Here is a 19654-nt window from a genome sequence, read left to right on the forward strand (position 1 = left end):
CCGCCGACGCCCCCCGTCGGCGGTGGGCTCGGCACCCCCGCCCCGACTCCGGCGCCCACGCCCGGGCCGCGGTCGCCCTCACCCGACCTGCGCCCGCCGCTCACCGGGCAGCCCGAGGCGCCCGGCGGCCCGGCACCCGCCCCGACCCCGGGCGCCGCCCAGCCGACCGACGCCGAGAAGCAGACGTGGCTGGCCTTCCAGCAGATCGTCCGCGACTGCATGGCCGACGCCGGGCAGGAGTACCTCGAGTGGGAGTGGTGGAACCCCGCGCCCGAGGCCTCCAACCGCTTCCCGGCGATGCCCGCAGACCTCACCCCCGAGGAGTACGCCGCGTGGGAGCTCGCCCTCGACGGCGAGGCGGGCACGGGTGACGACTACCGCTGGGAGGACGCCGGCTGCTGGGGCTACGCCGTGCACGCCACCGGTGGCACGAACTGACGGCGCGAGCCAAGGCGATCAGGCCCGCGCGACGAGCTCCGTCACCGAGCCGTTGAGCGTCGCGGCATCCGCGTCCGCGTCCCAGAGGGCGACCACGGCGTCGGCGAGCACGTCCTCGAGCCCCGCGAGCGAGCGCACGCGGAACGTCACGGCCGCGGCCGCGGCATCCGGCGACTTCGCGAACCCCTGGGCGAGGGCCTGCATCCACGACTCGCTCGCCGCCTTGACCGCCGTGTAGTTGGCGCTGCCCGCCGAGGGCGCGGCGACCGTCGTCGACGAGACGATGGCGATGCGCCCGGCCGGCGAGTCCACGAGATCGGTCCAGAACGCGCGGCTCACGTACCGGAGTGCGGTGAACGACCGCTCGAGCACGCGGTAGTCCTCCTCGGACTGCCCGAGGATGCCGCCGCCACCGCGCCAGCCGCCGACGAGGTGCACGACGCCGTCGAGGTCCCCGACCCGCGCGTGCACGCGCATCGCGAGCTCGAGCACGTCGTCGCCGTCGGTGAGGTCGGCGAGTTCTCCCACCACCCCCGGAACCTCGGCGACGAGGGCGTCGAGGCGGCCCTGGTCGCTGCCCACGACCACCACGCGGGCGCCCGCGTCGACGAGCGCGCGGGCGACCGCCTGGCCGGACGCGCTCGTCGCACCCGCGATGAGCACCGTCCGGCCGGCGACCGTCATGGTCAGCGCTCCGAGGTCGCGGTGATGCCCACCGTCGACTCGATGACCGGCTTCATCTTCTTGTCGAGCGCCTCGTAGAACATCGACAGCGGGAACTCGTCGTCCATCACGAGGTCGGTGTAGCCCTTCGGCGCACCCGCGAGCACCTCGCGCGGCAGGCCCTGCGCCCACACCGAGGCGGGGTTGGGCGTCACGACGCTCGTCACCAGCTCGTACGCCGCGAGCCAGTGCGCGGTCTTCGGCCGGTCGATCGACTTCCAGTAGAGCTCGTCGATCGCGTCGCCGAGCTCCACCACGGCGTCGGGCACGGCGTCCCAGTCGAAGCTGAGCGAGACATCCGTCCACTCGAGCACGTGCTTCTGGTGGAGCCACGCGAACAGCAGCTGGCCGCCGAGCCCGTCGTAGTTCCGCACCCGCGAGCCGGTGATCGCGAACCGGAAGATCCGGTCGAAGATCACCGCGTACTGCACGAGCTTGGCCTGCTCGAGCAGCTGCGACTCGACCGAGGTGAGGAACTCATCGGCATCCGCCCGCTTGCGCAGCTGCCGCTCGATCTTCACCGACTCGCGGAACGCGGTGAGGTCGCACCGCAGCTCCTCGAGCGAGTAGAGGAAGAACGGCATGCGCTGCTTGATCATGAACGGGTCGAACGGCAGGTCGCCGCGCATGTGGGTGCGGTCGTGGATGATGTCCCACATCACGAAGGTGCGCTCGGCGAGCTCCTGGTCGTCGAGCAGTGCGGCAGCGTCCTCGGGCAGCTCGAGCTTCGTGATCTCGGATGCCGCGCGCACCACCCGGCGGTACCGGGCGGCCTCACGGTCCTGGAAGATCGCGCCCCACGTGAACGGCGGGATCTCGCGCATCGCCACCGTCTCGGGGAACAGCACGGCCGAGTTCGTGTCGTAGCCCGGCGTGAAGTCGACGAGTCGCAGGCTCACGAACAGCTTGTTCGAGTAGTCGCCGGCCTCGAGGGCGGCGATGAACTCGGGCCAGATCGTCTCGACGACGAGCGCCTCGACGTGCCGGTCGGGTGAGCCGTTCTGGGTCACCATCGGGAACACCACGAGGTGGCGGATGCCGTCGATTCGGTGCTTCTGCGGCTGGAACTCCAGGAGCGAGTCGAGGAAGTCGGGCACGCCGAAGCCCTCGGCCTGCCACCGGCGGAAGTCGGCGACGGATGCCGCGAGGTAGGCGGCCTCGTGCGGGAACCGCGGCGCGAGCGCCTCGATCGACTCGACGATCGCGTCGACGAGGGCGGATGCCTCGGGGCGGTCGCCCTCCTCGGGCACCGAGCCGTCCTTCACCTGGAGGGACTGCAGCCGCGTGGCCGACTCCTTGAGTCGCAGCCAGGCCGGGTCGGTCTCGACGCCGAGCGCGAGCGCGATGGCGGCGGCGGAGACCTCGTCCTCGAGGACCTCGGGTTCGCCGATGATGGCGTCGATCGTGATGTTCGACATGTGAACCTCCGTTCCCGGGCGTGGTCGCGAGTGCGATGCGATGGCGGCCGATCGGCCGCCCACTCAAGGCTAGACGCAGCCTTCTCGCGATGTGTTGCGGGCCCACGCCGCTTTCGTGCGTGGACGCAAGATTTCGCGGAGGTCTTCGCCGCGTCGCGCAGGAGCGTGCCATCGCGCTTCCCTCAGGGCCTGCGTCGTCCATTCGGAGCCGGTTGACCCGCCATGCACTGAGCAATGCTCAGGAATATTCGGAGGTGGGTGCGGGTGCACGCCCGGATTCGGCCGGTGCAGGGGATTCGTAGCTTCAGATCACCCCCGAACGGGTGGTAACCCGAAACCCGAAAGGAACGAAGCCATGCGCACACGCACGGCGGCCCCGGTGCTCATCGTCGCCGCATCACTGATGGTTCTCACGAGCGGCTCCGCAGGCATGGCCGCACCGGGCGGCCAGGTCCGCGACGACCTCCGCCCCGCCCAGGCGGCCGCGATCGCACTCGCCCGAGGCCACGTGGTCGAGCGCGGCGACCTCGCCGTCTCCCCGGTCGTCGCCGACCGGATCGAGCGGGCGATCGAGCAGGGCATGCAGTCCGACGCCGCACGGGCGTTCTCCGCCGACGCACGGCGGGAGCTGCACTCGCAGCCCGAGGACGGCGTGACGCCCGGCTTCTCGGACGACGCACGCCGGGAACTGCATTCACAGCCCGTCACCGTCGACGACGACCTCTCGCCGCTGCACGAGCGCACCGAATGAGCGCGCGATCCCTGCGCCCCCGGCGGGTGCGAGGCCGAACACGGCCCCGCACCCGCCTCGTCGTCCCCTCGCGGGCCGGCGGGGCCCGCGTCTAGAGTGCCCTCGTGCACGACGACGCCCCCCGGCCCACTGACACGGCGCCCACCGACACGGCGCTCACCGCCGCGGCGCTCGCCGCCGCCATCGATGCGGCAGGCGATCCCGACGACGCCGCCTTCCTGCAGCGCTTCTTCAAGACCGGTTCGGGTCACTACGGCGAGGGCGATGTCTTCGTCGGCGTCCGAGTGCCGGCCACCCGGGCGATCGTGAAGCGATTCGAGCGGATGCCGCTCGCCGAGGCCGTCGCGCTCCTCGCGAGTCCGGTGCACGAGCACCGGCTCGCCGCACTGCTCGTCATGGTGCGGCAGGCCGAGGTCGCCCGCCGCCCGCGCACCCGCGACGACGCGGGCCGACTCGCGCTCCATCGTGCGTACCTCGACGCCGTCCGCGACGGGCGGGTGAACAACTGGGACCTCGTCGACAGCACAGCCGAGGCGCTCGTGGGCGAGATGGTCAGGGACGGGATCGGCGACGCGTCGCTCCTCGACCGGCTCGCGGCATCCGCTTCGCTGTGGGAGCGCCGGGTCGCGGTGATCGCGACGTTCGCCGACATCAGGGCGGGCGATGCCGGACCGACCCTGCGACTCGCGGCGGGCCTGCTCGACGACCGGGAGGACCTCATCCAGAAGGCGGTCGGCTGGATGCTGCGCGAGGCCGGCAAGCGCGTCGACCGAGACCTGCTCACCGGATTCCTCGACGAACACGCGCCGCGGATGCCGCGCACGATGCTCTCCTACGCGACCGAGCACCTGACCCCTGCGGAACGAGCCGCGTACCGCGCGATGCGATGACGGGACGGGATGCGAGTGACGCCGCATGACGAGGCGCCCGTTCTGGGTCGTTGACGCGGTCGCCTCGCTGCTGCCAGTATGCGGAAGGCCATTCGTCCACCAAGATCACGAGGAACGCTCACATGACTGACTCCGCACCCGCACCTGCACCCGCTCCCGTTCCCCCTCAGCCGACGGCCGCTCCGGCCCAGGGTGAGAAGTGGAACATCCTGTCCATCATCGCCTTCATCATCGTCTTCTTCGGCTTCAGCGTGATCTCGATCATCCTGGGCTTCATCGGCCTCAACCAGATCAAGAAGACCGGCGAGCGGGGTCGTGGGCTCGCCATCTGGGCGATCGTCCTGGGCTTCGTGTCGATCGTGATCGGCATCATCTTCTGGATCGTCTTCGTCGCGGTGATCGCGGCGACCCCCAACGTCACGGTCAACTAGACGACGCACGAACGGGAGCCCCGGCCGCCGCATGGCGACCGGGGCTCCGTCGTGCGCCCCGGGTCGTTGACACCCGTACGGCGTGCTGTCACGATGCAGTTCTGCGATCGCCATCCACCAGTGAGGACCTCATGTCCGATTACGCTCCGCCTCCAGTGCCCGACCGGCAGCAACCCGCCACCTCCTCCGACAAGTGGAACGTCCTCTCGATCGTCGCCTTCGTGATCTCCCTCCTGGGGTTCAACATCATCGCGGTCATCCTCGGCTTCATCGGCCTCAACCAGGCCAAGAAGCGAGGTGAGCGGGGCACCGGATTCGCCAACGCCGCGATCATCATCGGCCTGGTCTCGATCATCCTGGGGTTCATCTTCGGCTTCTTCTTCCTCTCGGGCGTGCTGGCGAACGCCTAGCCCACACGCACGGAAGGCCCCGTCCCGCTCGATCGAGCGGCACGGGGCCTTCGCCTGTGAGCGGATGCCGCCGGCTCAGCGCACGGATGCCGCCACGGCGGCCGGTTCGACCGCGGCCGGCTCGCCCGCGGCCGGCTCGCCCGGGACCGGCTCGCCCGACGGTGCGGTCGGTGCCGCTCCGGAGGCGACCACATCAGGCGCGGCCTTCGCGGCCCTGCCTGAGGGCAGCAGCAGCGCCACCAGCGCCGTCGCGCCGAGCACCGCCGCGGCCACGAGCACGGCGGGCTGGGCGCCGACCGCGTAGTCGACCGGGTTGAGCTCGCCGCCCGCTCCGGTGAACACGGCGGTCGACACCGCGATGCCGAGTGCGACGCCGACCTCGCGGAGCATCGAGTTCGTGCCGCTCGCCTTGGCGTGGTCGTCGGGCGCCATGGTGGCGAGCACGGCGGTCGCCGACGGGGCGAACACCAGTGCCATCCCGATGCCGGCGATCATGAACGGCGGCACGTACGTGGCGTACGTGACGTCGGCTTCCAGCAGGCCCGACAGCCAGAACAGCGCGACGCCGAGGGCGAGCAGGCCGGTCACGATCAGCGTGCGCGTGCCGACACGCGGGGCGATCAGTCCCGCGATGGGGGCGACGATCATGGGGGCGAGCGTCCAGGGCGAGGTCTGCAGCGCCGCCTCGAGCGGGGTCGCGCCCTGCACGACCTGCAGGAACTGGATCAGGATGAAGATCGAGCCGAACGCCGCGAAGCTGAAGCCGAAGCCGACGACGTTGGCCACGCTGAAGCTGCGGTCGCGGAAGAGGCGCAGCGGCAGCAGCGGAGCCTTCGCCCGCCATTCCCAGAGCACGAAGGCGACGAGCAGGATGCCACCCGCGACGAGGCTGCCCATCACCTCGAGGCTGTCCCATCCGGCCGGGTTGCCGCGCACGATGCCGAAGACGAGTGCGAGCAGGCCGAGGCCCGAGAGCACGAGCCCGACGATGTCGGCGCGGAGCCGGGCACCGAAGCTGTTCGGCAGCGCGAGCAGGGCCAGGCCGATGGACACGACGCCGACGGGCACGTTGATCCAGAAGATGGCCTGCCAGGCCCAGCCCTCGAGGATGGCGCCGCCGATCAGGGGCCCGGTCGCGACGCCGAGGCCGGCGACGCCGCCCCAGATGCCGATGGCGAGCGGGCGCCGGGCCAGCGAGACGGACCCGACGAGCAGCGTGAGCGAGAGCGGCATGATCGCCGCGGCGCCGAAGCCCTGCAGTGCGCGGGCCGCGATGAGCTGCCCGGGGTCGGCGGCCAGTGCCGCGAACGCCGAGCTCAGCGTGAACACGGCGATGCCGATGAGGAACAGCGTTCGGCGGCCGAACCGATCGCCGAGGGCCACGGCCATGAGGATCGTGCTTGCGAACGCGAGCGTGTAGGCGTTCATGAACCACTGCAGCTCTTCGACGGATGCCCCGAACTCGGCGTGCAGCACGGGCAGGGCGTTCGTCATGACGAGGTTGTCGAGCGTGGCCATGAACATGGGCAGTGCGGTGGCGATCAGCACGAGCCAGAGCGGGCTCGGCCGGCGGCCGGCGGCGCGGGAAGGTGGTGCGGCGGCGACTTCGGTGACGGATGACACGGCGGCGCTCCTTGGTTGTTATCGAATGATTACTTGCACAGTAGTAATCGACTGATAACATGTCAAGCATGACGATCGAAGACGTCGCACCCGCTGCACGAATGAAGGCCGCCGACCGGCGCGAGCTCATCCTCGAGGCGGCGACGGCGGTCTTCGGGGCCAAGACATACGTCGGCACCACCACCGACGAGGTCGCCCGCGCGGCCGGCGTCAGCCAGCCCTATGTCGTGCGGCTCTTCGGCACGAAGGAGAAGCTCTTCATCGCCGTCATCGAGCGGGCATACGCGCGTCTCATCGACGTCTTCCGGGCGGCCATGCCCGGCGACCCCGAGGGGCGATCCGAACGCATGGGCACCGCCTACACCAGCCTGCTCGAAGAGCGGGGCATGCTCCCCGTCATCGCGAACTCCACCGCGCTCGGCGGAGAGCCCGAGATCGGCCGGGTCGCGCGCGCGGGCTTCAGCGACATCTGGCGATTCCTCCGCGACGAGGCCGGCATGTCCGCCGAGGAGACGCGGCAGTTCATGGCCACCGGTATGCTCATCAACGCCATCGTGGGCCTTCGCCTCACGGGCGACTACGGCAACGAGGTCTCGGCCACCGAGGTCCTCGAAGCCTGCTTCCCCGACGCCGTCGCGAAGGTGCGCACGCTGGTCCCCGCGGCCGGCGAGCCCTGGTGACCATCGCGGCCTGACCCGACGCCCGCTCCCGCGGCCGGCGCCGCGGCATCCGTGGCGAGACGCTACGCCCAGCGGCGCACGGCCCAGCGCTCCACGAGCCCGAGGATCGAGTCGGTGAGCTTGCCGAGCAGGGCGAGCAGGATGATCGCGAGGATGATGCGGTCGATGCGGCCGGTGTTCCCCGAGTCGCTGAGCAGGAAGCCGAGCCCCATCGACGAGGCGATGAGCTCGGCCGCCACAAGGAACAGCCAGGCCTGCGCGAGCGCGAGCCGGAGGCCGGCGAGCACCGACGGCACGACCGCCGGCAGCTGCACCGTGGTGAACAGCCGCACCCCGTGCAGGCCGAACGCGCGCCCCGCCTCGAGCAGCTGCCGGTCGACGTGCCGGAGCGCGGCGGCAACGATCGTGTACACGGGGAAGAACGCGCCGATCGCGATGAGGATGATCTTCGACTCCTCGCCGATCTTGAACCACAGGATCAGCAGCGGCACCCACGCGAGCGAGGGCACTGCGCGGATCGCGCCGAGCGTCGGGGCGAGCAGGATGTCGCCGAGCCGCGAGAGGCCGACGATCGCGCCGAGCACCAGGCCGATGGCGGCGCCGAACGCGAAGCCGATGAGCACCCGCTGCGTCGAGATGGCGACGTAGAGGCCGAGCAGCCCGCGCTGGGCGAGGTCGACGGCGGCGAGCCACACCATCTCGGGCGACGGCAGCTGCGACACCGGCACCAGGCCTGTCGTCGAGACGAGCTGCCAGGTGAGGAGCAGCGCGATGGGGAGGATCGCCCCGCCGACGATGACGAACCATCGCCGGCGGGTGAGGGGCAGGGATGCCGCGGCGCGGCCGGTGCGGCCGCGACCGTTGCCCCGGCCGAGCGCCTCGCCGCCGCCGCGGGGGTTCCCCGCCGCGGGGGCCACCACCGACGACCCGTACCGCCCCACCACGACGGTCGCGCCGTCGGACGTGCGGGCGGACGTGCCGGTGGGGTCGGCGATCGGCTCGGCCGCGGCATCCGTGTCGGTCATGGTCCCTCCCGGGTGGAGCAGGTCAGCTGGAGTGGATCAGCTGAAGCGGCCGGCGTCGGCCTTCGTGACGAACTCGTCGTTGATGATGGTGTCGAGCGCGTCGTCGACCTGCTGCTGCGTGGGCACGTCGCCGAGCTCGACGAAGATCGGGCCGATCTTCTCGAGCACCTTCACCTGCGCGTCACCGGGCACCGGGTCGACGTCGAGGTTCGAGCGTTCGGTGATGACCTTGGTGGCGACCGCGGCGTCGAGGCCGGCGACACCGGCGAGGATCTCTGCGGTCTCGTCGGGGTTCTCGGCTGCCCAGGCGCGGGCCGTCTCGTAGGCGTCGACGACGGCCTGCGCGACTTCGGGCTTGTCGGCCAGGAACGACTCCGTGGCGTTGAGGAACCCGTAACTGTTGAAGTCCACGTTTCGGTAGAAGAGGTTCGCGCCCTGCTCCTCGGCACCGGCCATGATCGGGTCGAGTCCGGCCCAGGCGTCGACCGAGCCGTTCTGCAGTGCGGCCCAGCCGTCGGCGTGCTGCAGGTTCTGCACGGTGATGTCGGATGCCTCGAGCCCCTCGGCCTCGAGCGACTGCAGGAGGAAGAAGTAGGGGTCGGTGCCCTTCGTGGCCGCGACCTGCTTGCCCTTGAGGTCCTCGACCGACGTGATCGGGGAGCCGTCGGGCGCGACGAGCGCCGACCACTCGGGCTGCGAGTAGATGTCGATCACCTGGATGGGCGAGCCGTTGGAGCGGGCGAGGAGCGCGGCCGAGCCGGCGGTCGAGCCGACGTCGATGGCGCCGGCGCGCAGGGCCTCGTTCGCCTTGTTCGAGCCCGCCGACTGCACCCAGTTGACCGTGAGGCCGGCGTCCTCGAGCCAGCCCTGGTCCTTGATGACGAGGCTCAAGGGGTTGTAGGTGGCGAAGTCGATGTTCAGCGTCTGGCCCTCGAGCGAGACGGCCTCGCCCGAGGCGGTCGACGTGGGCTCGGGCTCGGCGGCCTGGCCCTCGCCGGCGACGCAGCCCGAAAGGAGCAGGGCGGTGGCGGCGGCACCCGCGACGAGCGCGGAGCGGAGGAAGGGGATGCGGGACATGCGACTCCTTGACTGGTGCGATGGTTGCGACGGCGTGGGGCTGTGGTGCCGTCAGTACGGGTAGTGCGGGATGGTCGTTGTGGTCTCGACGCCGCGGGCGGCGCCGTGCCGGTCGATGCCGAGGCCGTCGAGCAGGCGGCCGCGGAGCTCGGCGAGCTCGGCCGAGCCGCGGTCGCGCGGCCGGTGGCCCGGAACGACGACGGTCTGCCGGATGAGGGCTCCCGGCTCGTCGCCGTCGCGGCCGAGCAGGATGATCCGGTCGGCGAGCTGCAGCGCCTCGTCGACGTCGTGGGTGACGAGGAGCACCGTGGTGGGCTCGGCGGCGTGCACGTCGAGCAGCAGGTCCTGCATCTTCAGGCGCGTGAGCGCGTCGAGCGCGCCGAACGGCTCGTCGAGCAGGAGCACGGCCGGGTTGCGGGCGAGGGCCCGCGCGAGCGAGGTGCGCTGCGCCATGCCGCCCGAGACCTCGCGCGGCCGGTGGCCGGCGGAGTCAGCGAGTCCGACGAGCTCGAGCAGCCGGGTGACCTGGGCAGCGGCCGTCGCGCGCGGCGTGCCACGGGGGAGGCCGAGGGCGACGTTCGCGGCGATGGTGCGCCACGGCAGGAGGCGCGGCTCCTGGAATCCGACCGCCGACCGCCGGTCGTAGGCGGCCACCGCGGTGCCATCGATCGCGACCTCGCCCGCCGACGGAGCGTCGAGGCCGCCGGCGATGCGCAGCAGCGTCGACTTGCCGCATCCGCTCGGACCGAGGATGGCGACGATCTCGCCCGCCGTGACCTCGAGGTCGACGTCCCGGAGCACGATGCGGGCGTCGGGGCCGCTCCCGAAGGTGCGACCCACGCCGCGGAACGCCACCGGGGCGGCGGCCGAGGCGTCGGCGCGCGCGGCCGTGCGGGCCGTGGTGTCGCGGCCGGTCTCGGATGTCGCCGTCATGGCTGCTCCTCGCGGGCGATCTCGGGGTGGATGCCCCGACGCTACCCACGCCCGTCGCGACTGTCAGCCGCGCGTGACCCGGGGCGTAATAGTGGCGAAGGTGGCACGAGCGGCGTGACCGCCTAGAGCTTCTTCTGCATGTGCATCGAGGTGACGGCGTAGCCGAGGCTCCCGTAGAGGCCGATCGCGGGCTCGTTGTAGGCGAACACGTTGAGCTGCATCGTCGTGGCCCCCTGCGATCGCGCGAACTCCTCGGCGAGCGCCATGGTCTCCCGGCCGAGGCCGCGGCCGCGGAAGGACTCGTGCACGGCGACGTCCCAGACGTACCAGGTGGACGTGTCCTTCACCGGGCCGAGCCAGAGCCAGCCGGCGTCCTCGCCGTCGGCCTGCACGGTGAACAGGAAGTGGCCGTCGACGAGCCGCCCGTCGGGGAAGAACTGGTCCTGCGAGGCGCGCGCGGCGGCGGCGGCCTGCTCGGCGTCCTCGCCCGCCTGCTGCCGCGCCTGCTGGTAGGCGGTCATCGCGACGGGCAGCCAGGCCGCGGTCTGCTCGGTGGTCTTCGGGACGAGTCGGAGGTCTGGGGTCGCCATCCGACCATGCTGCCACGAGCTGCAGGAACGTCATTGAACCATTCGGTTCAGTGACGTAGACTGCCGGCATGGCCGCCGCTCCCAAGACCGTCGACGACTACGTCGCGTCCTTCCCGCCCCAGGTTCGCGAGGTGCTCGAGCGCGTGCGGGCTGCGATCCACGCGGGGGTGCCCGACGGCGAGGAGAAGATCCGCTACGGGATGGGCGCGGTCATGCTCGGCGGCCGCTACGCGATCCACTTCGCCGGGTGGAAGCGGCACGTCGGCCTCTATCCGGTGCCCGCGTTCGACGGCCCACTCGAGGCCGAGGTCGCACCGCACCGCTCCAAGAAGGACACGGTGAACTTCCCGTATGCCAAGCCCGTGCCGTACGACCTGATCACCCGGATGTCGCAGGAGATCGTCCGGATGCGTCGCGCCGACCTCGATACGGCTGCTGGTCCGAGCGCGGCCGACCTCTAGCGGAGAAGACTCTCCGCGCGCTAGCGTGAGCGGTACTCAGCTGCACTCGGTGAGGGGGCCGTCATGCACGCACGAGGGACGATCGGTAGTGCCCGGGGGGGACGCAGCCGAAAGGTTCTTCAGTTCACCGCGCTCGCGGCGGGCCTCGCACTCGCCACGGCCATGTGGTCGGGCGGCGGGGCCGCCTGGTCGGCGGAGGCGCCGCCGGATGGCGCGTCGCCGAGCGAGGTCGCAACCGATGCGCCGGCGACGGATGCCCCGGCCACGGACGCCCCCGCCACGGATGACCCGGCCACGGACGCGCCCGACACGGATGCGCCGGGGACCGATGCGCCGTCCACGGAGCCGACCGACGACGGAGCCGAGGAGGCGGAGGCACCGCCGACGGACGCGCCGGCGCCCGACTCGGCTGACGGCCAGACGCCACCGTCCGAGGTGGCGCCCATGAGCGTCGAGGGCGAAGAGCTCGACGCGATCGCCGCCGAACCGCAGGCGGCCGCGGCTGCTGCCGCCGCGGGATGCAGCTACGCGACATCCGGTGTGCAGGCGAACAACATCTGCTGGCTCGACTTCGCCGGCTTCAACGCGACGACCGCCCGGACGACCGGGCAGAACTTCCATCTCGGGCTCCCGGGCGGCTACTCGGCCGACTTCAACATCTTCACCTCCGGTGCCAACGCAGCGGGACTGAACGCGGTGGCCCAGGGCGCGAACTCGGGGGTGTGGCAGAACGAGTATCCCGGGGTCACCGGTCGCCCCATCCTCCAGCGCAACACCACGGGAACGACCAGTGTGCTGCTGCGCAACTTCGTCGTCACCGACCCGCAGGGCGTCGCGGTTCCGAACTTCGGCATGGTGGCCGGTGATGGGGAGTCGACGGGCTTCAGCGAGAGCCTCACCTTCACGACGGGCGGAACGCCGTGGGGCCTCGTCCTCAGGACGCAGTATGGGTGCGGGGCGAACATCACCGGGCTGAACACGACGACGGTGCGGTGCCAGGGCGTCAACCCGCAGTTCCCGGGCGGGTACGGCACGGCCGTGTTCTCGACCAGGAACCCGACGTCCTATAGCGTCTCCCTCTTCAACTCGCAGCAGGGCACCGAGGCGGCGGTGTTCGGGTTCCAGACCGCGACGCTGACGCTCAACAAGGCGGTCAACGGTCGCGTGAACCCCGCCGACTCGTTCGACACCACGATCACCTCGGCGCAGGGCACGGTGCTCGGCACCGCGACGACCGGGGCGGCCACGTCGTCGACCACCGGCCCGATCACGCTGCTCCCCGGGTCGCAGCCGTTCACGCTCGCTGAGACTCCGACCGCAGGATCCACGCCGCTGGACGAGTACATCGAGTCCTGGGCGTGCACGAACGAGAACACCGCCTCCACGACGGTGCTCCCTTCGGGTTCCGGCACGTCCAAGTCCATCGTCCTCGGCATCGGCGACGCGGTGACGTGCACCGTCACGAACACCGCAGGCAGTCCGGAGTTGTCGCTCGACAAGGCGCTGACCGGGAACACCGATGAGGACGGCTCGGGCACGGTCAGTGTCGGGGACACGCTGTCGTACTCGCTGACGGCGACGAACGTCGGTGACGTGCTGATCGACGACGTCGTCGTGTCGGATGCCCTGACCGGCGCATCGCAGACCTGCGCGACCGTGCCCGTCGCCGGCACCTGCGTGCTCACGACCACCCACGTGGTCACACAGGCGGAGGCCGACGCCGGGCAGGTCGTCAACACGGGCTCCGCAGTGTCGCCCCAGACGCCCGTGCCGGTCACCGACACGGAGACCGTGCCGGTTCCGCAGAGCCCCTCGCTCTCCATCGTGAAGGTGTTGACCGCCAACGCCGACGAGGACGGTTCGGGCACGGTGAGCGTGGGCGACAGCCTGTCGTACACGCTGACCGCAGCGAACACGGGAGACATCACGCTGACCGACGTCGTCGTGTCCGACTCGCTCACCGGAGGCACGCAGACCTGCGCGTCGGTGCCTCGACTGGGCGTCTGCGTGCTGTCGACCTCGCACGTGGTGACGCAGGCTGAGGCGGATGCCGGTCAGGTCGTGAACACGGGCACGGCCGCCGCGGTCCAGGTGCCGACCCCGGTGACGGATGTCGAGACGGTCCCGGTGCCGCAGGCGCCAGCGCTCACCATCGTGAAGTCCGCGTCGCCCTCGGATGCCGCCAGCTTCCTCGTCGGCGCCGAGATCACGTACTCCTTCGTGGTCACCAACAGCGGCAATGTCTCGATCGCGAACCCGCAGGTCGTGGAGGGCACGTTCACCGGGAACGGCCCCGTGCCGACGGTCGACTGCCCGGCCACGCCGGTGCTGCTCCCCACGGCGCAGATGATCTGCTCGGCGACGTACACGGTCCTGCAGTCCGATATCGACGACGGCGGGGTCGACAACACGGCGACCGCCTCGGGCACGGACCCGAACGTTGCGCCGGTGGTATCGCCGCCCGATGACGCGCCGATTCCCGTGGACGCCGACCCCGAGCTGGTGCTGGACAAGTCGTCGAGTGGCGGCCCGTTCACGCAGGCCGGTCAGGTGGTGACCTACTCGTTCCTGGTGCGGAACGCCGGCAACGTGTCGGTCGCGGACATCGCGGTGACGGATGACGCCGCAGCGTTCACCGGAACCGGCGTGTTGTCCCCAGTGCTGTGCCCCGTGACGGAGTTGCTGCCCGGTGAGACGGTGACGTGCACGGCGACGTATGCGCTGACGCAGGCCGATGTCGATCAGGGGTCGGTGGCGAACACCGCGACCGCGGAGGGCACCGCGGGCGGCGACCCCCTCGAGTCCCCGCCCGACACCGAGACCATCTCGATCACGCCCGCGCCGGCGCTCACGATCGTGAAGACGGGCACGCCCGACGACCCGACCGAGGCGGGTCAGCAGATCTCCTACTCCTTCGTGGTGACGAACACGGGCAACGTGACCCTGACCGACGTCGCGGTCGCCGAGCTCGAGTTCACCGGCAACGGCGTCCCGCCGACCGTGACCTGCCCCGCCGACGAGGTCGACTCGCTCGCACCCGGCGACGACGTGACGTGCACCGCCTCCTACACGCTCATCCAGGCCGACGTCGATGCGGGCGGCATCACGAACACCGCTGACGCGACGGCGACGACGCCCGTCGGGCTTCCGGTGAGCGCACCTCCGTCGGAGTTCCCGATCACGATCGAGGCCGCACCGGCATGGACCCTCCTGAAGACGGTGAGCCCGACGACCGCCACGCAGGCCGGCGACGAGCTCACCTACTCGTTCCTCATCACGAACACCGGCAACGTCACCCTCACCGAGATCGGTGTGAACGACGAGGAGTTCACGGGGACGGGAACGATCTCGGGGATCGACTGTCCCGTGACCAGCCTCGCACCCGACGAGGACGTCACCTGCACGGCCACCTACGTGTTGACGCAGGGCGACGTCGACGCGGGCGGCGTCACGAATACCGCGACCGCCTCGAGCACCCCGCCGAACGCGCCTCCGGGCAAGTCGGCGCCGTCGACGGCCGCGGTGACCGTGGACGAGGCTCCCGCCCTCGAGGTCGTGAAGGGCGCGTCGCCTGAGACGGTGACGGCGGCCGGCCAGGTGGTCACCTACTCCTTCATCGTGACCAACACCGGCAACGTCACGCTCCACGACGTGGTCGTCGCCGAGGGCGAGTTCACCGGAACGGGCACGCTCTCGGCGATCGACTGTCCGACCGACCCCGTCGGGCCCGGCGATGACCTCATCTGCTCCGCCACCTACGTGGCCACGCAAGCGGACATCGACGCGGGCGACCCGATCGTGAACACCGCCACGGCGAGCGGCATCACGCCGTTGGAGATGCCGGTGACCTCGCCCGAGAGCGAGCCGGCCACGGTCGAGATCGAGGGGGTCGAGGCACTGGAGCTCGACATCACCGTGGACAACCCGGTCGTGAGCGGGCCCGGGCAGCCGGTGCAGTACACCTTCACGGTGACGAACACCGGCACCGTCACCCTGAGCGACGTGGGCATCACGGGCGTGAACTTCACCGGAACCGGTGGGGTGCCCACGATCGTGTGCCCGACCGGCGACGTGGCACCGGGCGAGAGCGTCGTCTGCACGGCGACCTACATCACGACCGAGGCGGATGCCGCGGCCGGCCGCATCGACCTGACCGCGAGCCCCACCGCGACCGGCCCCGACGGCGAGCCGGTCGTAGGCAACGAGGACGAGGTCGAGGTCACACTCCCGAGCACCGAACCGCCCGTCACGACGCCGCCCTCGTCGAGCGCGTCCGCCGGACTCGCGCACAGCGGCGTCGAGGGCACTGCGACCGCCACGATCGCGCTGCTCCTGGTGGCGCTCGGTGCGGCGTTCCTCGTCCTGCGTCGGATCCGGCCGGCTCGACGGCACTGAGCGAACCAGGCAGGTGCCGGCCCGTTGAACGGGCCGGCACCGCGCCGCTCGTCCGTCCGCGTGCGCGAAGATGGAACGATGACGAGAACGGTGCAGGGTGCCAACGTGCTGATCACGGGCGCGGCGGCGGGCATGGGCCGCATGTACGCCGAGCGCGCGGTGGCCGAGCACGCGGCATCCGTCACCCTCTGGGACCGTGACGCACCAGCGCTCGCCCGCACCGTCGACGAGCTCGGCGCCGTCTCGCGCGGTCGCAGCCGGGTGCAGTCGTACGTGGTCGACGTGGGCGACCTCGGCGCCATCGCGAAGACCGCGCAGCGGGTGCGGCGCGAGGTCGGCAACCCCGACGTGCTCGTGAACAACGCCGGCATCGTGCGGGGCAACCGCTACTTCTGGGAGACCGACAACGGCGAGGACACCCGTCCGACCATGCAGGTCAACGCGCTCGCGCCCATGTACATCACGCGCGAGTTCATCCCCGGCATGATCGCGAACGCGTACCGGGCCTCACGCATCGTGAACATCGCGTCGGCCGCCGGCACGCTCGCCAATCCGCGCATGGCGGTGTACGCGGCATCCAAGGCGGCACTCATCGGCTGGAGCGAGTCATTGCGGCTCGAGCTCGAGCAGGCCGATCACGGCAACGTGAAGGTCACGACGGTGACGCCGAGCTACATCTCCACCGGCATGTTCGCGGGCGCCAAGGGCCCGACGCTCACGCCCGTGCTCGACCCCGAGTTCGTCGTCGACCGGGTCTGGAAGGCGATGCTCGCCGGCACACCCCTCGTCGAGCTGCCGTGGAGCGTCGGCCTGTCGCGGGCGCTCCGGGGCCTCCTGCCCACCCGGGTGTTCGACCGGGTCGTGGGCGACGGCTTCGGCGTCTACCGCTCGATGGAGCGGTTCACCGGCCGCGACTGAGCCCGCACGCGCACGGGCTGCGGGCGGCGGCGCTGCGCGATCACGCCGAACGTCAGCGACACCGCCAGGGCGGCCGCGGCGATCACGGGCAGGAGTTCGGTGGTCATGCGGCGACCGTAGCCCCGCAAGCTGGGTGCCCGCCGCGAATCGCGTAGGCGGCTGGTGTCAGCCCTCACCCTTCCCCTTCTTGCCCTTGTCGTCGTTGCCCTTGCCCTTGCCCTTGTTGTCGTCGTTGCCGGGCTGGCCGGCGTCATCACCGGCGGGTGCCGGGGCAGGAGCGGGAGCGGGCGTGCTCGCCACGTCGGCCGCCTCGAGATCGGCCCGCACGAGATCGATCGCGGCACGGATGTCGGACTCCTGCGTCGCGTCGACGGCGCCGTCCTCGACCGCGGCGTCGACATCCCGCTCGAGCAGGGCGAGCTCGGCGAGCGCTCCGGGATAGTCGCCCTCGGCCGCGCGCGTCGAGATCTGCACGACCGACTCATGCATCGCCGCCGCGGTGTTCTCGCCCGATGCCGCGCACGACGAGAGGCCGAGGACCAGTGCAAGGGCAACCGCCGCGGCGGGGAGCGCGGCGTGACGGGTGGCGATCCGGCGCATCATCCGCTCACCGCCTCGTCGAGCTGCTGGAGGTGCACGCCGAGGTCTCCGGGCACGGCGGGCAGCGGCTCGGGCGTCGCCTCGGGCGCTGGGGCGCTGAACGCGGAGAGCAGCACCGCGGTCACCACTCCGGCGATCGCCAGCAGCAGCGCCACCGCGATGGCCGGACGCACCCAGCGCCGGCGGTCCGTGTCGTCGTGGTCGCGAGTGGCCGTCGTGCCGGTGCCGGCTCCCCGGCGCTCGGCGTTCGACCGTGCTTCGGGTGCGGGCGCGCTCGCTCCGGCGGCAGCGGCGCCGGGCATCGCGAAGAACGAGCGGTCGGGAGCTGGCAGGACCCGGGTGGCTGCGGTCTCGTCCCCGGCGAGCGCGGGCGCCGGGGTCTCGGCCGCGGACGCCGCAGGGGCCGGAGCCGCACTCGCGGGCATCGCCTCAGTCGGCTGCTCGGCGACCTGGGTGAACGCGATCGTCGCCGCCGTGGCATCCGCGTCGGTGACCGGCGTCGTGTCCAGCGTGCTGGCCACGACCGCGACATCGAGCGCGCTCGGACGGTCACCCGGTTCGCGGGCGGTCATCGCCCCGAGCAGTGCGACCCAGTCGTCCCCCAGGGCGGTCGGGATGTCGGGATCGCGCGTGAGCCGGGCGCCGGCCGACTCGACGGCGGGCCCTGGGAAGGGCGTCTCGCCGGTGCGCGCCTCGAGCACGAGGAGGCCCAGGGAGTAGACGTCGCTCGCCGGAGACGGAGGCTGACCTGTCACCTGCTCGGGGCTGAGGTAGCCGGGCGTGCCGACGAGCAGGCCCGCGCGGGTGATGCGTGCGTCGTCGATGAGACGGGCGATGCCGAAGTCGGCGAGCTTCGCGTTCCACGTGCGGCTCGGCAGGTGCGCCGGCTCGAGGAGCACGTTCGCGGGCTTCACGTCGCGGTGCACGATGCCGCGATCGTGGATGACGTGCAGCGCCTCGGCGAGGTCGGCGAGCAGCCCCGCGGCATCCGCCGGGCCGAGCGGGCCGAGTCGCAGCGTCTCGCGCAGGTCACGACCCTCGACGAGCTCCATCACGAGGAACTCCCGGCCCGTCGCCGGATCGCGGGAGGCGTCGTACAGCCGCACGAGGGCGCGGTGCGAGAGGCTCGCGAGCAGCGCGGTCTCGGAGCGTCGACGCTGCGCGTCGTCGAGGCCCTCCGCCTCGGCGGCGAAGACCTTGACCGCGACGGGGCGGCCGAGCGAGAGGTCGACGCCGCGATACACGGTCGCCATGCCGCCGCGACCGATGAGGCCCTCGAGGCGGTAGCGCTCGCCCAGCGTGGCGCCCGTGAAGGCGTCGTCCATCACGCTGTTCGGGGTGGTGCTCACCCCATCGAGGGTAGCCTTCGCGGCTGGACGTCGGCCAGACGCAGGGTCGGGGTGGCCCGGGCCTCTCCGCTTCTGGTAAGGCGCCGGATGCCTCAGCCGAAGATCATCGGCGAGTCGTCGACGACCGGCTCGAGCGCCAGGTCGACGAGCACCGGCACGTGGTCGGACGGCGCCGCGCCCTTGCGCTCGTTGCGGTGGATCGAGGCATCCGTCACCGCCTCGGCGAACGCCGTGGAGCCGAGGACGAAGTCGATGCGCATGCCCTCGTTGCGGGGGAACCGCAGCTGCTTGTAGTCCCAGTAGGTGAAGAGCCCCTCGGGCACCCGTGCGCGCACGACGTCGCTGACGCCGGCCGACTCGAGGGCGAAGAACGCCGCCCGTTCTTCAGGGGAGACGTGGGTCGTGCGACCGACCACGACGGTCGGGTCGCCGTTGTCGACGTCGAACGGGGCGATGTTGAAGTCGCCCATGAGCGCGAACGGCACCTCGGGGTGCGACGTGGTCTGCTCGCGGGTGTACTCGGTGAGCGCCTCGAGCCAGTCGAGCTTGTAGGTGTAGTGCGGGTCGCCCAGCGAGCGGCCGTTGGGCACATAGAGGCTCCAGAGCCGCACGCCGTCGACGGTGGCGCCGATGGCGCGCGCCTCCTGCGGCTGGTCGGGGCCCTCGAGGCCCTTGAGGAAGCCGGGCATGCCCGGGAAGCTCGTCTCGACCGACTCGATCGGCGACCGGCTCGCGATGGCGACGCCGTTCCACTGGTCGAAGCCGTGCAGAACGAGCTCGTAGCCGGCGTCTTCGAACTGCGCCGCCGGGAACTGCTCGGGCTTGCACTTGATCTCCTGCATCGCGAGCACGTCGACGTCTTCACGCACCATCCAGTCGACGACGCGGTCGACGCGGGTGCGGATCGAGTTGACGTTCCAGGTGGCGATGCGCATGGAAGCA

The 19654-nt window shown here is 71.3% G+C and carries 20 protein-coding genes and 1 pseudogene; 9 read left to right on the top strand and 12 right to left on the bottom strand.

Translation table 11 applies throughout. The annotated features are described in order from the left end of the window. Nucleotides 1-438 (top strand): annotated as a pseudogene (locus AC1DZA_RS13000) (hypothetical protein); the annotation flags it as partial. An 18-nt stretch (nt 439-456) separates the two neighbouring features. Here AC1DZA_RS13000 and AC1DZA_RS13005 read toward each other — a convergent pair. Continuing rightward, nucleotides 457-1122, bottom strand: coding sequence for an SDR family NAD(P)-dependent oxidoreductase (locus AC1DZA_RS13005; RefSeq protein WP_476773038.1), 666 nt, complete (start codon nt 1120-1122; stop codon nt 457-459). A 2-nt stretch (nt 1123-1124) separates the two neighbouring features. Further along, nucleotides 1125-2579 carry a DUF6421 family protein gene (locus tag AC1DZA_RS13010; RefSeq protein WP_476773039.1) on the bottom strand — a complete coding sequence of 485 codons (1455 nt, stop codon included), beginning with the start codon at nt 2577-2579 and terminating at the stop codon, nt 1125-1127. 355 nt (nt 2580-2934) lie between these two features. Between AC1DZA_RS13010 and AC1DZA_RS13015 the strand changes: the two genes are divergently transcribed. From AC1DZA_RS13015 to AC1DZA_RS13030, 4 genes are all read left to right on the top strand, one after another. Continuing rightward, nucleotides 2935-3330, top strand: coding sequence for a hypothetical protein (locus tag AC1DZA_RS13015; protein WP_476773040.1), 396 nt, complete (start codon nt 2935-2937; stop codon nt 3328-3330). Between the two features lie 104 nt (nt 3331-3434). Further along, nucleotides 3435-4220, top strand: a complete 786-nt coding sequence (locus AC1DZA_RS13020; RefSeq protein WP_476773041.1) for a DNA alkylation repair protein — start codon at nt 3435-3437, stop codon at nt 4218-4220. A 122-nt stretch (nt 4221-4342) separates the two neighbouring features. Next, nucleotides 4343-4651, top strand: coding sequence for a DUF4190 domain-containing protein (locus AC1DZA_RS13025; RefSeq protein ID WP_476773042.1), 309 nt, complete (start codon nt 4343-4345; stop codon nt 4649-4651). Nucleotides 4652-4782: 131 nt separating this feature from the next. Continuing rightward, nucleotides 4783-5061, top strand: coding sequence for a DUF4190 domain-containing protein (locus AC1DZA_RS13030; protein WP_476773043.1), 279 nt, complete (start codon nt 4783-4785; stop codon nt 5059-5061). Nucleotides 5062-5136: 75 nt separating this feature from the next. Here AC1DZA_RS13030 and AC1DZA_RS13035 read toward each other — a convergent pair whose 3' ends face one another. Then, a complete protein-coding gene (locus AC1DZA_RS13035; RefSeq protein ID WP_476773044.1) occupies nt 5137-6684 on the bottom strand; it encodes a DHA2 family efflux MFS transporter permease subunit in 1548 nt (515 codons plus the stop codon). A 68-nt stretch (nt 6685-6752) separates the two neighbouring features. Here AC1DZA_RS13035 and AC1DZA_RS13040 point away from each other — a divergent pair, with 68 nt between their 5' ends. Continuing rightward, the gene (locus AC1DZA_RS13040; RefSeq protein WP_476763731.1) at nt 6753-7364 is read left to right on the top strand and encodes a TetR/AcrR family transcriptional regulator; all 612 of its coding nucleotides are present in this window, start codon (nt 6753-6755) and stop codon (nt 7362-7364) included. Between the two features lie 62 nt (nt 7365-7426). Here the strand turns inward: AC1DZA_RS13040 and AC1DZA_RS13045 are convergent, their stop codons facing one another. From AC1DZA_RS13045 to AC1DZA_RS13060, 4 genes are all read right to left on the bottom strand, one after another. After that, entirely contained in the window at nt 7427-8389 is a 963-nt protein-coding gene (locus tag AC1DZA_RS13045; protein ID WP_476773045.1) for an ABC transporter permease, read from the bottom strand. A gap of 36 nt (nt 8390-8425) precedes the next feature. After that, nucleotides 8426-9466 carry an aliphatic sulfonate ABC transporter substrate-binding protein gene (locus AC1DZA_RS13050; protein WP_476763971.1) on the bottom strand — a complete coding sequence of 347 codons (1041 nt, stop codon included), beginning with the start codon at nt 9464-9466 and terminating at the stop codon, nt 8426-8428. Nucleotides 9467-9517: 51 nt separating this feature from the next. Continuing rightward, nucleotides 9518-10399, bottom strand: a complete 882-nt coding sequence (locus AC1DZA_RS13055; protein WP_476773046.1) for an ABC transporter ATP-binding protein — start codon at nt 10397-10399, stop codon at nt 9518-9520. Nucleotides 10400-10521: 122 nt separating this feature from the next. After that, nucleotides 10522-10989 carry a GNAT family N-acetyltransferase gene (locus tag AC1DZA_RS13060; RefSeq protein ID WP_476773047.1) on the bottom strand — a complete coding sequence of 156 codons (468 nt, stop codon included), beginning with the start codon at nt 10987-10989 and terminating at the stop codon, nt 10522-10524. 68 nt (nt 10990-11057) lie between these two features. Here AC1DZA_RS13060 and AC1DZA_RS13065 point away from each other — a divergent pair, with 68 nt between their 5' ends. Next, the gene (locus AC1DZA_RS13065; protein WP_476773048.1) at nt 11058-11450 is read left to right on the top strand and encodes an iron chaperone; all 393 of its coding nucleotides are present in this window, start codon (nt 11058-11060) and stop codon (nt 11448-11450) included. Between the two features lie 119 nt (nt 11451-11569). Here AC1DZA_RS13065 and AC1DZA_RS13070 read toward each other — a convergent pair whose 3' ends face one another. Continuing rightward, the gene (locus tag AC1DZA_RS13070) at nt 11570-11896 is read right to left on the bottom strand and encodes a hypothetical protein (protein WP_476773049.1); all 327 of its coding nucleotides are present in this window, start codon (nt 11894-11896) and stop codon (nt 11570-11572) included. Between AC1DZA_RS13070 and AC1DZA_RS13075 the strand changes: the two genes are divergently transcribed. Together AC1DZA_RS13075 and AC1DZA_RS13080 are read left to right on the top strand one after the other, a co-directional pair. Next, on the top strand, nt 11895-15845 hold the full coding sequence (locus AC1DZA_RS13075) for a DUF7507 domain-containing protein (protein WP_476773050.1): 3951 nt from the start codon (nt 11895-11897) through the stop codon (nt 15843-15845). The two genes, AC1DZA_RS13070 and AC1DZA_RS13075, sit on opposite strands and share 2 nt — an antisense overlap. A 78-nt stretch (nt 15846-15923) precedes the next feature. Continuing rightward, nucleotides 15924-16763: an SDR family NAD(P)-dependent oxidoreductase gene (locus AC1DZA_RS13080; protein ID WP_476763904.1), complete on the top strand. Its 840-nt coding sequence runs from the start codon at nt 15924-15926 to the stop codon at nt 16761-16763. On the opposite strand, the gene AC1DZA_RS13085 is transcribed toward AC1DZA_RS13080, so the two are convergent. From AC1DZA_RS13085 to AC1DZA_RS13100, 4 genes are all read right to left on the bottom strand, one after another. Continuing rightward, entirely contained in the window at nt 16727-16870 is a 144-nt protein-coding gene (locus tag AC1DZA_RS13085; protein ID WP_476763905.1) for a hypothetical protein, read from the bottom strand. The two genes, AC1DZA_RS13080 and AC1DZA_RS13085, sit on opposite strands and share 37 nt — an antisense overlap. 58 nt (nt 16871-16928) lie before the next feature. Beyond that, complete coding sequence (locus AC1DZA_RS13090) at nt 16929-17366, bottom strand: hypothetical protein (RefSeq protein WP_476773051.1); 438 nt, start codon at nt 17364-17366, stop codon at nt 16929-16931. Then, nucleotides 17363-18712 carry a serine/threonine-protein kinase gene (locus tag AC1DZA_RS13095; protein WP_476773052.1) on the bottom strand — a complete coding sequence of 450 codons (1350 nt, stop codon included), beginning with the start codon at nt 18710-18712 and terminating at the stop codon, nt 17363-17365. The genes AC1DZA_RS13090 and AC1DZA_RS13095 overlap by 4 nt, the downstream gene beginning before the upstream one ends. A 92-nt stretch (nt 18713-18804) precedes the next feature. Beyond that, nucleotides 18805-19647, bottom strand: coding sequence for an exodeoxyribonuclease III (locus tag AC1DZA_RS13100; RefSeq protein ID WP_476773053.1), 843 nt, complete (start codon nt 19645-19647; stop codon nt 18805-18807). Nucleotides 19648-19654: the final 7 nt, after the last annotated feature.

The organism is Agromyces sp. P2_B3 (assembly GCF_056404815.1).

Bases quoted from the DNA above. Each gene is read 5' to 3' on its own strand.
- AC1DZA_RS13060 (WP_476773047.1), bottom strand. From the start codon at position 10,989: ATGGCGACCCCAGACCTCCGACTCGTCCCGAAGACCACCGAGCAGACC.
- AC1DZA_RS13085 (WP_476763905.1), bottom strand. From the start codon at position 16,870: ATGACCACCGAACTCCTGCCCGTGATCGCCGCGGCCGCCCTGGCGGTG.
- AC1DZA_RS13100 (WP_476773053.1), bottom strand. From the start codon at position 19,647: ATGCGCATCGCCACCTGGAACGTCAACTCGATCCGCACCCGCGTCGAC.
- AC1DZA_RS13080 (WP_476763904.1), top strand. From the start codon at position 15,924: ATGACGAGAACGGTGCAGGGTGCCAACGTGCTGATCACGGGCGCGGCG.
- AC1DZA_RS13090 (WP_476773051.1), bottom strand. From the start codon at position 17,366: ATGATGCGCCGGATCGCCACCCGTCACGCCGCGCTCCCCGCCGCGGCG.
- AC1DZA_RS13005 (WP_476773038.1), bottom strand. From the start codon at position 1,122: ATGACGGTCGCCGGCCGGACGGTGCTCATCGCGGGTGCGACGAGCGCG.
- AC1DZA_RS13070 (WP_476773049.1), bottom strand. From the start codon at position 11,896: ATGGGCGCCACCTCGGACGGTGGCGTCTGGCCGTCAGCCGAGTCGGGC.
- AC1DZA_RS13045 (WP_476773045.1), bottom strand. From the start codon at position 8,389: ATGACCGACACGGATGCCGCGGCCGAGCCGATCGCCGACCCCACCGGC.
- AC1DZA_RS13065 (WP_476773048.1), top strand. From the start codon at position 11,058: ATGGCCGCCGCTCCCAAGACCGTCGACGACTACGTCGCGTCCTTCCCG.
- AC1DZA_RS13030 (WP_476773043.1), top strand. From the start codon at position 4,783: ATGTCCGATTACGCTCCGCCTCCAGTGCCCGACCGGCAGCAACCCGCC.
- AC1DZA_RS13075 (WP_476773050.1), top strand. From the start codon at position 11,895: ATGAGCGTCGAGGGCGAAGAGCTCGACGCGATCGCCGCCGAACCGCAG.
- AC1DZA_RS13015 (WP_476773040.1), top strand. From the start codon at position 2,935: ATGCGCACACGCACGGCGGCCCCGGTGCTCATCGTCGCCGCATCACTG.
- AC1DZA_RS13050 (WP_476763971.1), bottom strand. From the start codon at position 9,466: ATGTCCCGCATCCCCTTCCTCCGCTCCGCGCTCGTCGCGGGTGCCGCC.
- AC1DZA_RS13025 (WP_476773042.1), top strand. From the start codon at position 4,343: ATGACTGACTCCGCACCCGCACCTGCACCCGCTCCCGTTCCCCCTCAG.
- AC1DZA_RS13010 (WP_476773039.1), bottom strand. From the start codon at position 2,579: ATGTCGAACATCACGATCGACGCCATCATCGGCGAACCCGAGGTCCTC.
- AC1DZA_RS13055 (WP_476773046.1), bottom strand. From the start codon at position 10,399: ATGACGGCGACATCCGAGACCGGCCGCGACACCACGGCCCGCACGGCC.
- AC1DZA_RS13040 (WP_476763731.1), top strand. From the start codon at position 6,753: ATGACGATCGAAGACGTCGCACCCGCTGCACGAATGAAGGCCGCCGAC.